This is a genomic window from Kitasatospora sp. NPDC053057 (assembly GCF_044546945.1).
Lineage (GTDB): Bacteria > Actinomycetota > Actinomycetes > Streptomycetales > Streptomycetaceae > Kitasatospora.
The window spans coordinates 1-14342 of sequence record NZ_JBITZP010000042.1; the positions used below are offsets into that span (position 1 = coordinate 1).

At 71.6% G+C, this 14342-nt stretch carries 11 protein-coding genes and 3 pseudogenes; 4 read left to right on the forward strand and 10 right to left on the reverse strand.

The window, feature by feature from the left end:
* Window positions 1-83: 83 nt before the first annotated feature.
* A complete protein-coding gene (locus tag ACIG5E_RS31650) occupies window positions 84-440 on the forward strand; it encodes a hypothetical protein (RefSeq protein WP_396539258.1) in 357 nt (118 codons plus the stop codon).
* A 532-nt stretch (window positions 441-972) separates the two neighbouring features.
* Here the strand turns inward: ACIG5E_RS31650 and ACIG5E_RS31655 are convergent.
* The 5 genes from ACIG5E_RS31655 to ACIG5E_RS31675 all read right to left on the reverse strand — a co-directional run bounded on the left by ACIG5E_RS31655 (window position 973) and on the right by ACIG5E_RS31675 (window position 8240).
* Window positions 973-1677: a DUF4232 domain-containing protein gene (locus ACIG5E_RS31655; protein WP_396539260.1), complete on the reverse strand. Its 705-nt coding sequence runs from the start codon at window positions 1675-1677 to the stop codon at window positions 973-975.
* A 127-nt stretch (window positions 1678-1804) separates the two neighbouring features.
* Entirely contained in the window at window positions 1805-4525 is a 2721-nt protein-coding gene (locus tag ACIG5E_RS31660) for a BTAD domain-containing putative transcriptional regulator (protein ID WP_396539262.1), read from the reverse strand.
* A 228-nt stretch (window positions 4526-4753) separates the two neighbouring features.
* Window positions 4754-5821, reverse strand: coding sequence for an acyl-CoA dehydrogenase family protein (locus tag ACIG5E_RS31665; RefSeq protein ID WP_396539264.1), 1068 nt, complete (start codon window positions 5819-5821; stop codon window positions 4754-4756).
* Window positions 5821-6990: an acyl-CoA dehydrogenase family protein gene (locus ACIG5E_RS31670; protein ID WP_396539266.1), complete on the reverse strand. Its 1170-nt coding sequence runs from the start codon at window positions 6988-6990 to the stop codon at window positions 5821-5823. Before ACIG5E_RS31670 ends, ACIG5E_RS31665 begins: the two co-directional genes overlap by 1 nt.
* Window positions 6991-7046: 56 nt before the next feature.
* Window positions 7047-8240, reverse strand: a complete 1194-nt coding sequence (locus ACIG5E_RS31675; RefSeq protein WP_396539268.1) for a CaiB/BaiF CoA transferase family protein — start codon at window positions 8238-8240, stop codon at window positions 7047-7049.
* Window positions 8241-8539: 299 nt separating this feature from the next.
* Here ACIG5E_RS31675 and ACIG5E_RS31680 point away from each other — a divergent pair, with 299 nt between their 5' ends.
* Window positions 8540-9991: a CoA transferase gene (locus tag ACIG5E_RS31680; protein WP_396539270.1), complete on the forward strand. Its 1452-nt coding sequence runs from the start codon at window positions 8540-8542 to the stop codon at window positions 9989-9991.
* Here the strand turns inward: ACIG5E_RS31680 and ACIG5E_RS31685 are convergent.
* The 5 genes and pseudogenes from ACIG5E_RS31685 to folE form a co-directional block, all read right to left on the reverse strand.
* A complete protein-coding gene (locus ACIG5E_RS31685; protein WP_396539272.1) occupies window positions 9922-10938 on the reverse strand; it encodes a LysR family transcriptional regulator in 1017 nt (338 codons plus the stop codon). The genes ACIG5E_RS31680 and ACIG5E_RS31685 overlap by 70 nt on opposite strands.
* A gap of 265 nt (window positions 10939-11203) precedes the next feature.
* Window positions 11204-11476, reverse strand: a complete 273-nt coding sequence (locus ACIG5E_RS31690; protein ID WP_396539274.1) for a hypothetical protein — start codon at window positions 11474-11476, stop codon at window positions 11204-11206.
* Window positions 11477-11559: 83 nt separating this feature from the next.
* Entirely contained in the window at window positions 11560-12069 is a 510-nt protein-coding gene (locus ACIG5E_RS31695) for a beta-class carbonic anhydrase (protein ID WP_396539276.1), read from the reverse strand.
* Window positions 12070-12233: 164 nt separating this feature from the next.
* A pseudogene (locus tag ACIG5E_RS31700) lies at window positions 12234-12938 on the reverse strand (RibD family protein); the annotation flags it as partial.
* Window positions 12939-13054: 116 nt separating this feature from the next.
* Window positions 13055-13393 (reverse strand): annotated as a pseudogene (folE, locus tag ACIG5E_RS31705) (GTP cyclohydrolase I); the annotation flags it as partial.
* Window positions 13394-13772: 379 nt separating this feature from the next.
* Here folE and ACIG5E_RS31710 point away from each other — a divergent pair.
* Both ACIG5E_RS31710 and ACIG5E_RS31715 read left to right on the forward strand, forming a co-directional pair.
* Window positions 13773-13967 (forward strand): annotated as a pseudogene (locus ACIG5E_RS31710) (N-terminal phage integrase SAM-like domain-containing protein); the annotation flags it as partial.
* Between the two features lie 42 nt (window positions 13968-14009).
* A complete protein-coding gene (locus tag ACIG5E_RS31715; RefSeq protein ID WP_396539367.1) occupies window positions 14010-14339 on the forward strand; it encodes a transposase in 330 nt (109 codons plus the stop codon).
* The last annotated feature ends 3 nt before the right edge of the window (window positions 14340-14342 follow it).

A 14342-nucleotide genomic window follows, 5' to 3' on the forward strand; every position in this document is an offset into this window, starting at 1 on the left:
AAGACCCTCGGCTGGAGAACACCTGCTGAAGCCCTCGACAGTCGGCTAAAGTCGCCGGTCAGAGCCTGTGTTGCGACGGCTGGTTGAATTCGAGCAGGAAGCAGCTGGGGCCGTGGTGTCCGCGGCTGGCCGGGGACCTCAAGCACGGGACGTGGACGTACGCCGTCGATCTCGCGCGTGAGGAGGGCAGGCGGCGGGTCCGCCGCCGGGGCGGCTTCGGCAGCCGTGCCGAGGCCGCCCGGGAGATGGCTGCCGTACTGGACGGTGAGCTGCGCGGGGTCTACGAGAACCGTCGCACGACGGTCGCCAGCTACCTGCGCGAGTGGCTCGCCACCAGGAAACCGCACCTCGCGCCGAACACGTACGCCGGCTACGCGACCTGCGTCGAGCGCGACCTCGCCGCGAACGAGCGGCGAACGAGCACGGCTTCGCCGACCTGAAGAACTGGAGGATCTTGGCCAAGGTCCGGATGAACGTCCGGCACGCGACCGTGCTCCTGCGGGCCCTGCTCGTGCTGACGAACGCGGAGATCTCCCGCTGACGGACGAGCACCCGACCGCGATCACGCCCCCGACCAGCCCGAACACCCCGCCTCCAATCCACGCCAGCCCCCGTGAACTGCGGTTCTCAGGATGTCCTCATTGACTGTGGCCCTTTCTGACCCAAGGAACAGGGCAGTGGGCCGTCAAGCGGTGGCTTGCTTGTCCGTGCGGCAACGCGGCTGTGGAGTCGTTCTTCAGTCTGCTGCAGAAGAACGTCCTCGACCGCCTGGTGCGGGCCACCCGCGAGGAACTGCGGATCGCGATCGTGACCTGGGGGCATGATTCCGCCACGCATAAGATCGCGTTTTCCCTCCGCTGCCGGCCCTGGGGCAGCTCAACCGTTCACACCGCCGACGGCAGTACCTGGACCTGCTCCTGGTCCACGCCGTCATGTCCAGGATTGTGCGAACGCACGGGGCCGCGCCACGCTCTACCGTGCCGCGAAGGCTCCGACCTTGAAGTCGGTGCCGCAGACGCTGAAGACGCCGCCAGGCGAGCCGTTCGCCTTCATCACGTTCACCGTGGTGCCCACGTCCTTGGGCAGCGCGACCTTGACGTGGGACGCCTGCACCGGGCAGGTGTAACGGGCCGACGTGGTGGCCTCGCTGTTCACGTCGTTGTACAGCACGTCCGCCACCACCGCGGCGCCCGCCGGGACGTCGACCGCGTCCGAGCCGTCGTTGGAGTTGTCCCCCGAGACCGGGCTCGCCTTGCCCTGGTCGTCGTTGGCGACCACGGTCGTCGGGCCGACGATGGTGCAGGGGGCACCCGAGCTGTTGGTGATCTTGAGGGTGGCGGCGGCGGCCTGCGCGTCACTGGCGTGGCCCGAGGACTGGAGGAACGTCACCGAGGTGTTCTTGGTCGTGCAGGCCGCGATGACGCCGCCCCCGCCAGTGCCGGAGGACGAGCTGCCACCACCGCTCGTGCTCGTCCTGCCCCCGGACGGCGCCGAGGCCGAGTGCGTGGCCGGCGCCGAGGCCGGGGCCGAGGTGGCACCCGACGGGGCGGCTGATGATGCGCTGGTGCCGACGGCGCTGTCCTGCGTGCCGCTGCCGTCGTTGCAGGCGGTCAGGGACAGGGCGAGCGTCGCGACGGCGCCGACGGCGAGCAGGGCGGGACGGGTGGTGGTGCGCATGGCTGGTTCCCCCGGTTCTCGTTCGTGGGTCGCGATCCTGCACGAGGTCGTTTCCCCTTACACGAAAGAGGATGTTGCGGCGCGCTGGCAGATCACTAACGAGCGCGGCGGCGGCGCTAACGCCCGGCTAACGCTCCCGGATCCTGGAGTGTGCCGCCGCGTGCCGGCGCCGCAGTTCGGGCAGTTCGTCCTGGTCGGCGATGTGCAGCAGGGCGTCGAGCGCGGTGACGGCGCCCACGTCGTAGCCGGTCTGCTCGGCCTCAAGCGCAGCCTGTGCGAGGCAGCGCCGCCCGGCCATGGTGTCACCGAGCCCGGCCAGCGCCTCACCCTGCCAGGTACGCAGGAGCACGCGCCGGGCGACCGCCTCGTGCTCGGGGCCGAGGCCGAGCGCCACCTCGGCCGCCTCGTACGCCTGCCGGTGGCGGCCCGCGCCGAGGTGGATGCGGGCCAGGTGCTGGAGCGCGAGCATCCGGGTGTGCGCGTCGTCGGCCTCGGTGGCGAGGGCGAGGGCTCGGGTGCAGGCCGTTTCGGCGGCGCCGGCTTCGTCGTCGGGGAGAGCCGCGGCGAGGTTGACCAGGGCGGTGGCCTCGCCGAGTACGTCGCCTGCGCGGGCCGCGAGTTCGGGCGCGACGCGCAGGTGCCGGACGGCCTCGGCGGTGCGGCCCTCCTCGGCGAGCACCCAGCCGAGCAGGGTCAGGACGCGGGCCTCTGCATAGGGGTCGGCGCAGGCGCGGGCGTCGGCGAGGGCGGCCTCCAGGGTGGGCGCCCAGTCGGCGAGGACCCGCCAGACCACGAGCGGCCACTGGGTCACGGCGATCCGCCAGGCCCGCTCGGGCCGGTCCTCGGCGCGGGCCGCAGCGGCGATCAGGGCGAGGTCGTCGCGCTCGGCGGCGAACCAGCCGAGCGCCTCCTCGCGGCTGGTGAAGTCCCGTACTGCGGGCGGCTGTTGAAAGTCATGAGGCTGTACGAAGGCGGGCTCCCCGCCCGGTTCCGCGGCCTCGGACGCGGACAGCGCGGTCGCCACGCAGTGGTCGTACAGGCGCAGCCGGGCCGCGGTGCGGGCGGCCGGGTCATGGCTCCGGCCACGCGCATAGAGCCGGACCAGATCGTGCAGGACGTAGCAGCCGGGGGCGGTCTCGGTGAGCAGGTGCGCGGCGACCAGGCAGTCGAGGGCGCGGGCCGCATCCGGCGGGGTCGTGCCGGCGAGCGCGGCGGCGCTGAACCGGTCGACGTGTGTGCCCGGGTGATGGCCGAGCGCGGTGAACAGCTGCGCTGCATCGGCGGGGAGGTGGGCGGTGGTGAGCCGCAGCGCAGAGGCGACGCCGATGTCCTCGACGGCGAGCAGCGCGAGCCGCTGGCGCTCGTCGGCGAGCCGGTCGGCGAGGGAGGCGAGGCCGAGGGCGGGAAGTTCCACGAGCCGAGCGGCGGCGACCCGCAGCGCGAGCGGCAGCCCACCGCACAACTCGGCCGTACGGCGGGCCGCTTGGGGCTCGGCGGCGGTGCGGCGCTCGCCGAGGAGACGGGTGAGCAGGGCCATGCTGTCGTCGGTGGCGAGGACGTCGAGGGCGAGGACGCGGGCGGCGTCGGAGGCGACGAGACCGGCGAGGCGGGCACGGCTGGTGACGACGGTGACGCAGCCGGGTCCCGTGGGCAGCAGCGGGCGCACCTGGGCGGAGGTACGGGCGTTGTCGAGGACGACGAGCAGACGCAGTTCGGCGGTGAGCGAGCGGAACAGGGCACCGGCGGCGTCCGCCGACTCGGGCATCCGGCGCGATGGAACGTCGAGAGCGACGAGGAACTCCCGCAGCAGCTCGGCCGGTTCGGGGTCCGAGGTGTCGCTGAACCCGCGCAGATCGGCGTAGAGCGTCCCATCGGGGAAGTCGGAGCGCCGGCCGGCCGCCCAGTGCACGGCCAGTGCGGTCTTTCCGACCCCGGCGGGCCCGGTGACCACGACGACCGACCCGTCAGGTCCGGCCGCGGCCGCGGTCAGCGCGGCGCTCTCGGCGGTGCGGCCGTGGAATCCGCGCGGGGTACGAGGCAGCAGGTTGGGCCGGAACTGAACTGGTTCCAGGGCTGGTTGGGGCGCATCGGCCCGGGCCACGGGGGCGCGGTCGGGGCCGAGGGCGAGGGTGAAGGCGGCGGTCAGCTCGGCGCCCGGAGCGACGCCGAGCTCGTCGGCGAGGACCTGGCGGGCGCGGTGGTAGGCGTCCAGGGCCTCCGAGGAACGCCCCGCGTGGTGCAGCGCCTCGACCAGCCGGGCGGCCAGCGGCTCGCGCAGCGGATGGGCCCCGGTCTCCGGCCGCAACAGCTGGACAGCGCGCTCGTGTTCACCGCCCACGACGTACGTGTCGGCGAGCAGCTCGACCGCTGCGAGCCGCGCCTCGTCCAAGGTGTGCGCGGCGGAGCGAAGCAGCGGCGACGGGTAGGCGCCGGCCAGCGCGGGGCCCTGCCACAGGTCGAGCGCCTCGGTGAGCAGCGCGGCCCTGTCACCGGGGTCGGTGGCACGGCGGGCGAGCGCCACAAGACCCTCGAAGCGGTGGGCGTCGAGCAGCGTCTCCGGCAGTTCCAGGTGGTACGCGGAGCCGCGCGTGCTCAGCTCGACGCCGTACGCCGATGCGTCAACGCCCGCCAACAGTGCCCGCAGGCGAGAGACATGGCCTTGGATCACGGTGCGGGCGTGCAGGGGGGGTTCGTCGTCCCACAGCGCCTCGGTGAGTGTGTCGACGGAGACCGCGACATTGGCCCGCAGCAACAGCATCGCGAGCAGGCTGCGCCGCTTGGCGGGCCCGAGCGGCAACGGCCCATCGCTCCCGCTGACCGACACGGGGCCGAGGACCTGGAACTCCATGGACGGAACCCTATCTTCCGAGGGCTACTGGGGATCGGGACGTCGAACCGTACGGATACCGCGCTGCTCCGTCACCGACCAGGTCGGGCCGGTCGGCGGCGGAGGCGATGGGACGAGGGAGCAGGGCTCGGCGGTGAGGGCGGGCCAGAGGGCGGTGGCTTTGACGGACCGGGCCAGGTGGCGCGGTCCATCTCGCCGGCGCGGCGGTAGACGACCGCTGACATCGGGTCAGGGGGTGCTGGTGAGCGCGGCCCAGAGGGTGTCGGCGGTGAGGGTGCGGGCCAGACCAGCGGCCCAGGTGGTCTCGTCGCCGTCCTCGTCGCGCCAGGACCACAGGCGGGTGGTGGCGAGGTGGAGCGGGTGGAGCTTGGTGATGCCGATGGCACCGTGCAACTGGTGGGCGATCCGGGCGATCTCGGCAGCCGAGGCGGATGCCTGGGTCTTCGCGCCGGCGATGGCGAACCGGGCGGCCTCAGTGCCGGCGTCCAGCGGGGCGACGGCGGCCTGGACGGCGGCGCGGACCAGCGCGGCTTCCTCGATCAGCTTCGCTTCCTCCTGCTTGACGGCCTGGAAGCGGCTGAGCGGGCGGCCGAACTGGGTGCGCGCGGTGGTGTGCGCGACCGTCAGCTCGACACAGCGCTGGCCGGCTCCGGCGATCAGGGCCGCCCGGGCCAGGGCCGCCCGCAACTCGGCCTCCTCGAGGAGCTCGCGGGGAATCCGGCGGACCCGCGCGGCGGGGATCTCGACGCTGGCGAGGTGCAGGTCATCGCGCGCTTCCTCGGCCAAGTTGGCGCCTGGGGCGAGGACTGCCTGGTCCGGGGTGAGGGTGAACAGGACCGGGCCGAAGGGGGCGTTGGCGAGCACTACCACGGCGGTCGCGGTGCGGGCCCAGGGGACGCGGCGCAGGGTCCCGGCGACCAGCAGGGTGTCGTCCTCGCCCGCGCTGCCGGCCGAGCCGACGGCCGAGGCGGCCGGGTGCGCGTGGCGGATCGTCAGTTGGGGGGCGATGGCGTAGGTGAGCGGACCCTCGGGCACCGACAGGCCGGCACGGCGCAGCAGTGGGCGGGCGACCAGGGCGGTCTCGGCGAACGGGGCGGGGACGGTGCGGCGGCCGGCTTCATGGACGGCGGCGAGGAGTTCGGCGGTGCTGGCGTCCGGGGTGGGGAGGGGCACGGTCTGGGAGTCGGTGGTGTTGGTGACGGTGGCGATGGCGTCCGGGTCGGCGAAGAAGGCGGTGGTGTCGTAGTCGTCGGCGGGGATGGCGGGGGTGCTGGTGTCGATGGTGTGGGTGTTCATCAGTGCTGCTCCAGTCCACGAGTGATGATGCTGCGAAGGATTTCGTTGGTGCCGCCGCGCAGGGTGTAGCCGGGGCTGTGCAGCAGGGCGAAGGCGAGCAGTTCGGCGTGGCTGCCGGGGGTGGCGTGCGGGTCGGCCGGGGTGGGCAGGATGCTGCGGACGGAATCGACCAGCGCGCCCTCCAGGCGGGTGCCGAGGTCCTTGACCAGGGCGGCCTGGGTATCGAGCGAGGCGCCGGCGTCCAGTGCAGCGGCAACGCCGAGGGAGAGCTGGCGGATGCTGTGCAGGCGGGCGGTCAGGATGCCGACCTGGGTGAGCTGTTCGGCGGTCATGGCGCGCTGGCCGAGCTCGCGCAGCAGGGAGACCAGCAGGGGGAAGGTGGACAGGTAGCGCTCCGGCCCGCTGCGTTCGAAGGCGAGTTCGCCGGTGACCTGCTTCCAGCCGTCGCCCTGCTGTCCGAGGAGCATGGCGTCCGGGACGTGGACGCCCTCCAGGTGGAAGGCGTTGAAGCGGTGCTCTCCGCTCATCAGGTGGATCGGCTCGATCCGCACGCCCGGGGCGCGCAGGTCCACGATGAACTGGCTCAGGCCGGCGTGCTTGTCCTCGGCTTCCTCGGTGCGGGCCAGCACGATGGCGTAGTCGTTGGCGTGGGCGCCGCCGGTCCACATCTTGGTGCCGGTCAGCCGCCACCCGTCTGCGGTGCGTTCGGCGCGGGTGCGGACGGAGGCGAGGTCGGAGCCGCTGCTCTTCTCGCTCATCCCGATGGAGAAGAAGCACTTACCGGCGGCGATCCGGGGCAGGAAGAAGCGGCGCTGCTCCTCGGTGCCGTGCTGCAGGATGGACGGGCCGGCCTGCCGGTCCGATACCCAGTGCGCGCTGACCGGGGCGCCGGCGGCCAGGAGTTCCTCGATCACCACGTAGCGCTCCAGGAAACCGCGCCCGGCACCGCCGTACTCGGTGGGCAGCGCCATGCCGACCCAGCCGCGTTCGGCGAGGCGGCGGGTGAACGCGGGGTCCCAGCCGGCCAGCCAGGAGTCGGGGCGGCCGAGCACGGTACCCCGGGCGCGCTCCTCGTCGAGGAAGTCGCGTACATCGAGGCGCAGCTGCCGGGCCGATTCGGGCAGGACGGCCTCGGGAAGTCCGAGCGGGGAAATTGTCGCCGTGGGCATGGTTCGCTCCGGAATGGTCGATGGGGATTCAGTCTCGGGAAATCCAGTGGATCGGGTCAGTTGGCGGAGTGCAGCAGCGCGGGGTCGAAGCCGGCCTGGCCGAGGACCTCGTCGGTGTGCTGGCCGATGGCCGGGCAGGGCCGCAGCGGCGGTTCGGGGTCGGCCGAGTAGCGGACCGGGCGGCCGATGACCCGGTAGCGGCCCTCGGTGGGGTGGTCGGCCTCGTAGAGCAGGCCCCCCTCTCGGGCGTAGGCGGTGGTGGCGGCGGACTCCAGGTCGAGCACCGGGGCGGCGGCGATGCCGACCCGATCGCAGAACTCCTGCCATTGGGCGCTGGTGTGGTTCGGCGTCAGTTCCGCCATCAGCCGGTAGAGGTCGTCGGCGTGGTGGGCCCGGTCGGGACCGGTCGCGAAGCGAGGGTCGTCGGCCAGTTCGGGACGGGCGACGAAGGCGGTGAAGTCCCGCCAGTTGCGGTCGCTCTGCGGCAGGATGCACATCCAGCCGTCGGCAGTGCGCTGGGCACGGCGCTCGGGGCTGAGCGAGCGGGTCGAGCCGAACGCGCCGTCGGGCTCCAGGCTGGCCGCGCCCAGGTGCTCGACCAGGTTGAAGGCGAGCATGGTGTCGACCATCGGGACCTCGATGTGCTGACCGGTGCCGCCGTGTTCCCGGTAGTGCAGCGCGGCCAGCACCGACTGGGCGATCTGCATGCCGCAGATCTTGTCGGCCAGCACGGTCGGTACGTAGTGCGGCTGGCCGGAGACCTGGTGGTTGAGCCAGACCAGACCGCTGGTCGCCTGGATGATGTCGTCGTAGGCGGCGTGGGTGCCGTGGTTGCTGTCGCTGCGGAAGCCCTGTGCGTTGGCGTAGATCAGGCCGGGATTGACGGCCGCGACCTCGGCGTAGTCCAGGCGCAGCCGGGTCAGGGCCTGCGGGCGCAGGTTGGTGATGAAGACGTCGGCGGTCCGCAGCAGGGCGAGCAGGGCGTCGCGGCCGTGCGGGGCCTTGAGGTCGATGGCGACGCTGCGCTTGTTGCGGTTCAGGTTGAGCGCGGCGCCGCCCATACCGGGGTGGCGCAGCGGCGGGTAGTGGCGGGTCATGTCACCGGTCGGCGGCTCAACCTTGATCACGTCCGCGCCCAGGTCGCCGAGCTGCTGGGCGGCGTACGGGGCCATGATCACGCTGGCCAGTTCGACGACGCGGACTCCGGCGAGGAGTCCTCGCCCGGACGGACCGCTGGGCTCCTGGGGCATCTGCTGGTACCTCCTGAAATGTCGGGTGAAGGGCGGGCGGCCGGCGCCGCGTTGCCTCGTTCCGCAATCCAGGAAACCCGCGGGGAATCGGCACCGTCCAATACGAGTTGGGCGCCGGATCGATAGGGCGGAGGATATTCACGCGGCGCCGGCTCGGGTCATATGGGCGCGGATATCGGTGATTCGGGGAATCCGTATTGGACGGTGCGGCGCCGGACCGGCTGTTCTGGTGGAGGCCGCCCGACCGGGTCGGCCGCCGCGGCACACGCGGCTCGTCATCTCCGGAAGGAGAGTCGGACATGGCAATCGGTCAGGCACAGCGGACCAGTGCGGCGCACCGGGCCCTGGAGGGCCTGTACCGCGAGTTGGGGATCACGGCGGCGGACACGGGCGGCACCGTGAGGATCGAGGGGGCTGACCCGGTGACGCCTTCGGTGCACCGGATCGGCGACGCCGCGGCGGCTGCCCTGGCCGCCCTGGGCACCGAGGCCGCCGCGCTCCACCGGGAGCGCGGCGGCGCGGCGCAGGACGTGACCGTCTCGGTGACGGCGGCGGTGCGCCAGCTGATGGCGGTGTTCTTCACCCGGATGCGGGGCGTGCCGGTCCATCGCTTGCAGGAGGACCCCAACCTGCTCGGCAACAGTGACTTCTACCGGGCAGCCGACGGCCGGTTCGTCTACGTACTCCTCTCCTACCCGCACCTGCGTGACACCGCCTGCCGGGTACTGGACTGCCCGCCGGACCGCGAGCGGATCGCCGCCGCCATCGCCCAGTGGGACGCGCTGGAACTGGAGGAGGCCATCTGCACCCGGGGCGGCACCGCGATCGCAGTGCGCACCCGAGAGGAATGGCAGCGGCATCCACAGGGGCGGCTGCTGCAGGACGGCCCACTGATCCGGATCGAGAAGATCGGGGAGAGCGCGCCGGAGCCGTTCTCGGCGTTCCCGCCGAAGCTGTCCGGCGCGGCGGACCGGGACCTGCCGCTGGCCGGGGTGCGGGTGTTGGACAACACCCATGTGATCGCCGGCCCGATCGGCGCGCGGATCGCCGCCGAACTGGGCGCCGACGTGCTGCACATGTCCTCGCCCGACCATCCGGACCCGACCGGGATGATCGTCGAGACCGGCATCGGCAAGCGAGCCGCCTTCTGCGACCTGCTCGACCCGGCCCAGGCCGCCGCCTTCCGGTCCGTGCTGGCCGGCACCGACCTCTACGTCTGCAACTACCTGGGTCTGGACGCCAAGGGCTTCGGCCCGGCGGCACTGGCCGAGCAGCGGCCCGGACTGGTCGTGCTGGACTTCCTCGGCTGGGGAACCGAAGGGCCGTGGGCGGCACGCGGCGGCTTCGACCAACTGGCCTCCGCCGCCACGGGTTTGGCAGCCGAGGAGGGCTCGTTCGACGCTCCCCGGCTGCCCCCGACCTACCTGCTGAACGACTACCTAGCCGCGGTGCTCGGCGCCGCGGGCGCGCTGGAAGCGCTGCGCCGCCGGGCCCGGGAGGGCGGCAGCTACCGGGTGCACGTCGACCTGGCGAAGGTCTGCATGTGGGTGCAGGACCTCGGGCTGCTCCAGCGCGCGGACGTGGTCGAGCTGCCCGCCCCCGACCCGGCGCACGACCAGGCCGAACTGGTCACCGTGCGGGGACCGTTCGGAGAAGTGTGCTACCTGCCGACCCAGGTGCGCTACGCCACGCTGGCACCGCGCCTGTCCCGCACCGCCGAGCCGCTGGGCGCATCGGAGCTCATCTGGTGACCACAGTCCGGCGCGTCGGCCTCCTCCTGCGGGTGCACCGTTGCGGGGCCCTCGATCTCGGGGCGGTGGCGCTCCATCAGCTCCAGCAGGGTGGCGACGGCCGGATCGGCTTTCGGACGGCTCAGCGCCGCGACCGTGGTCACCAACCGGTCGCCGCCCTCGATCGCGACGAAGCGGATCATCGGGTGACCGAGCGCCGCGACCCGCTCCGGGACGAAGCAGACGCACACCCCGGCCGCGGTGTAGCCGAGCATGCTGGTCAGGTCCTCGGCCTGGGCACGGGTGCGCAACTCGAAACCGGCCTTGCGACAGGCGTCCTCGATCAGCGCCCGGATCCGGGGCATGGCCGGCTGCGCGGCGGTCACGAACTCCTCGTCCCGCAGCCGGGCGAGCGGCACCGACCCGGCCCCGGCGAGTGGATGGTCGCACGGGACGGCCAGCACGGTGCTCTCCTCGGCCGCCTCCCGCACCTCCAGACCCGCCAGGTCGGAGACCGGCAGCCGGACCAGCGCCAGGTCCGCCACCCCTTGCCGGACCTGCTCGCACAGCTCGGCGGACGACCGCTGACGGACATCCAACCGCACGCCCGGCAACTCCCGGGCGGCCATCGCGAGCAACCGGGGCAGGTGCCAGTACCCCAGACTGCTCACGTAGCCGAGCCGAACCGTGCCCTCGACGCCCTTGGATATCCGACGGACCCGAGCCACCGCGGCCTCCTGCGCCTCCAGCATCCGCTTGGCGTCGGCCGCGAAGGCCGCCCCGGCCACCGTCAGCCGCACTCCCCTGCTGGTGCGCTCGAGCAACAGCACTCCAAGGCCGCGTTCCAGGCGCTGGATCGCCTGACTGAGTGGTGGCTGACTCATCGACAAGCGCCGGGCGGCATGCCCGAAATGCTGCTCCTCGGCGAGTACAACGAACTGCTCCAGCAGGCGAGGGGTGAGCTCCATGACCGTCAACCCTAGGGCGCGGTTCACACACCGAACAAGGACAGGGGACACGCGGGCGATCTTCTTCTCGTTGACCCGAACGCCGGCCTCCCGCAGTTCGGAGGTCACGCGCGGTGAGCCGTAGGAGGTGACCCCCGGAACGTGGGCTGCGGGCTGGCGCATCTCCTGCACCAGCCGAATCGCCACGATGCAGGGTGCCGGGCGATGGCGCGCGCCTCGGTCACCGCGCTCGCCCTGTTCGCATCGGCCTGGGCTTCTGGGTGACTCACTGGGACGACGGGCCTCGCAGCGCCACGTCGGCGTGGGGCTTGAGGCGGCGGCTGAGTTCCGTGACGTAGTCGTCGCCGTAGGCGGCAGCGACGTCATCGAGGTCGATCATCGGCGGGATGTCGATCACCGGCTGCCGTTCGGCGAGGAACACGGCGGTCTCCTGCACGATCCGCGTCTCATCGGCGCCCGGAATGTTCAGCTGGTCGACGATGGCCTCGGTCACCTGGAAGCGGGAGGTGACCTCCTCGCCAGCCGCGGGGAACCGCACGAGATACTCGTGATCGCCCAGGGATTCGATTCGGATGTCCGCAGCCGCTGTGTGTCCCTCTCCACTGATCGGGCCGGCTCAGCTCAGTGCACCGGCGATGTGGGCTGAGCCACTTCGGTCAGCCGTCCAGTGGTGACGTCGTAGATGAAGCCTCGGACGGCGTCGCGGTGCTGCAGGAACGCGCTGCTCTTGACCCGCCAGATCGATCGCCGGACATCGATCTCCAAGTCCTGGAAGCTCTCCACTGGCCAGTGCGGTCTGATCCCCGCCTCGGACTGGATCTGCTTCTTGAACACGTCATCGCTGATGTTGAGCAGCGGGCAGTCGGTGTGGTGGATGAGGATGATCTCGCGCGTTCCCAGGAACCGCTGGCTGATCGCGAGGGAGCGGATCTCGTCGTCGGTGATGACTCCGCCGGCGTTGCGGATCACATTCGCTTCGCCCGGGCGCAGGCCGAGGATGGCGTAGATGTCCATGCGTGAGTCCATGCAGGCGACGACGGCAACCTGTTCCGACGGCGGCCCTGGAAGCGGGCCGGGGAAGCGGTCGGCGTACTCCTCGTTGTTCTTCAGGTATCGATCGGTGGCCGACATCTGTGCCTCCTCCCTTGGCCGCAGCGCGGGCGGCAGGAGCCGAGACGCCGCCGGGGAGCTGCCCGGTTGTGATGAGCGTGGGGTTCTTTCAGCGTCGCTCCGCCAGCCCGCTCCGCCAATGTCCACCACGGCCGAGACGACCGCGCTGCGCATCCGTGCTCGCTTCATTCGGCCCCGGGCATGGTGTCGTAGCGGCGGGCCTGCCGGAACCGGTAGCGCAGGAACAGGAAGGAGGCGTCCCGCCGTACGCTGAGGAGGTCCGCAACGTGGTGTCGCGCGGGCAGCAGCTCCTGCCCGGCGATCAGGCCGGGGCGGGGCCCGCCTGCGCGGCCGACGGGCACGGGAGCGAGGGTCAGGAAGAGCTCGTTCAGCAGGTTCTCCGCGACGAGCTGCCCGACCAGGTGAGGGCCTCCCTCGGTGAGCAGCGCGGTGTGTCCTCGGGCGTGGACGGCGTCGAGAGCGTCGCTCACCTGCAGGATGGGTCCGTCGCCGATGATCAGGGTCGAGCAGGACGGCGGGAGGCGTCCCTGCAGGGCTTTAGCTCCTTTCGGCGTGGTGGCGATGACGGCTCCGGCCTGGAGCACCGGGTGGCCGGTCGGGATGGAGCCGTGTGCGGTGACCACGACGAGTTCCGGTTCGGCGCCGCGGTGGCAGCGGAGCTCGGCGAAGTCGGCTGCGGCAGTCGGATAGACGTGCTGGGGTGTCCAGCGGTGGCGGGGTGAAGCACGCAACGTTCCGGCTCCGATGATCACGGCGTCGGCGCAGGCCCGCAGCAGACCCATGACGAAGCGGTCCGAGGGCTGGCGCCCGCTTTTGGCGGGGCCGGAGGAGGGGTGTTCGGGGCCGAGGACGACCACCCCGTCGAGGGAGGTGACGAAGTTCGCTTACAGGCAGGGTGCGGGAGCGGCTGCGCGCGCAGGCTTCCGCACAGTTCGAAGAATTCGACGCGGAGTTGGTCTTCGGTGTCGTAGTTGCCGCGCCAGTAGGTGGTGCGGGTGCTGGACTCGATCTCGCGGACGCCGCGCATCTGCGTGCACAGGTGGACTGCTTCGAGGTGTACGGCGACGCCGTGCGGTTGCAGGATGCGCTCGAGGGCGTCCGCGAGCTGCTGGCCGATGCGCTCTTGTACGGAGAAGCGGCGGGCGTACAGGCGCAGCAGCCGGGTGAGTTTGGACAGGCCGAGGATGTGTCCGTGGGCGACGTAGCCGACGTAGGCGGTGCCGAAGAACGGCAGGCTGTGATGCTCGCAGAGGGAGAAGAAGGGGATCAAGCAACGCGCACCGGGATCCCGGCCGCATGGGCGACCGGCGACCGCGAATTCCACAACGACGCACTTGTCGCCACGACAAGGGATCGCCGCAGGTCAGACCTCCTTTGCGTGCCCTGGTGAGAGCGGGGTGAGTGCGACATCGCTCGACCTTCGGTCCGCAGCGCGAGAGCATGAGCATGGCAAATTCGCACGACCTCCTTTGGGGGCGATCACCATGCGTTCCGCAGCCCACACCGGGCACGTCTTCCGCCGGTGCGGCTGCCGCGACCACAACGGCAAGCAGCTCGGAGCCAGCTGCCCCAAGCTCGCCACCGACCCCGATCACGGCACCTGGACCTTCTCCCTCCACCTCCCCTCCCCCGACCGGCACCGCAACATCGTCCGCCGCGGCGGCTACCCCACCCCCGAGGCCGCCCGGACCGCCCTGCGCCGGATGATCGAAGGGCAAGCCGGCGGCTTCAACGCCGATCCCAACCAGACCATCGCCGACTACCTCACCGCCTGGCTCACGGACAAGAAGCTCACCCTCAAGCCCACTACCTACGTTCGCTACCGCGACTACGTCACCAACGATCTGATCCCCGCCTTCGGCCAGGTCAGGCTCGACGATCTCGGCTACCCGCACATCGCCGCCTTCGTCCACACCCAACTCGACGCCGGACGCGGCCAGGTGACCGTCCACCGCTGCCTCGCGACACTTTCCAGCGCCCTCGGCGACGCCGTCCGACACCATCGGCTCCCCTACAACCCGGCACGCCCGACCGTCATCCCACGGCCCGCCGCAGCAGAACGGCAGATCTGGACCGTCCAGGACGCCATCCGCTCCGCGTTGATCACCGGCCTGTCCAACGGACTGATCGAGTCCACCAACACCAAGACCCGACTGATCATCCGCCGAGGCTTCGGCTTCCACTCCGCAGACGCCGTCATCGCCCTGGTCATGCTCACCCTGGCGGGCCCTCGCCCCACCCTCCCTGGACGCCAACCCGCGACAGCCTGACCC

Coding starts and splice junctions, on each gene's coding strand:
- ACIG5E_RS31655 (WP_396539260.1), bottom strand. CDS start 1,677: ATGCGCACCACCACCCGTCCCGCCCTGCTCGCCGTCGGCGCCGTCGCG.
- ACIG5E_RS31680 (WP_396539270.1), top strand. CDS start 8,540: ATGGCAATCGGTCAGGCACAGCGGACCAGTGCGGCGCACCGGGCCCTG.
- ACIG5E_RS31685 (WP_396539272.1), bottom strand. CDS start 10,938: ATGGAGCTCACCCCTCGCCTGCTGGAGCAGTTCGTTGTACTCGCCGAG.
- ACIG5E_RS31695 (WP_396539276.1), bottom strand. CDS start 12,069: ATGTCGGCCACCGATCGATACCTGAAGAACAACGAGGAGTACGCCGAC.
- ACIG5E_RS31670 (WP_396539266.1), bottom strand. CDS start 6,990: ATGCCCACGGCGACAATTTCCCCGCTCGGACTTCCCGAGGCCGTCCTG.
- ACIG5E_RS31665 (WP_396539264.1), bottom strand. CDS start 5,821: ATGAACACCCACACCATCGACACCAGCACCCCCGCCATCCCCGCCGAC.
- ACIG5E_RS31660 (WP_396539262.1), bottom strand. CDS start 4,525: ATGGAGTTCCAGGTCCTCGGCCCCGTGTCGGTCAGCGGGAGCGATGGG.
- ACIG5E_RS31675 (WP_396539268.1), bottom strand. CDS start 8,240: ATGCCCCAGGAGCCCAGCGGTCCGTCCGGGCGAGGACTCCTCGCCGGA.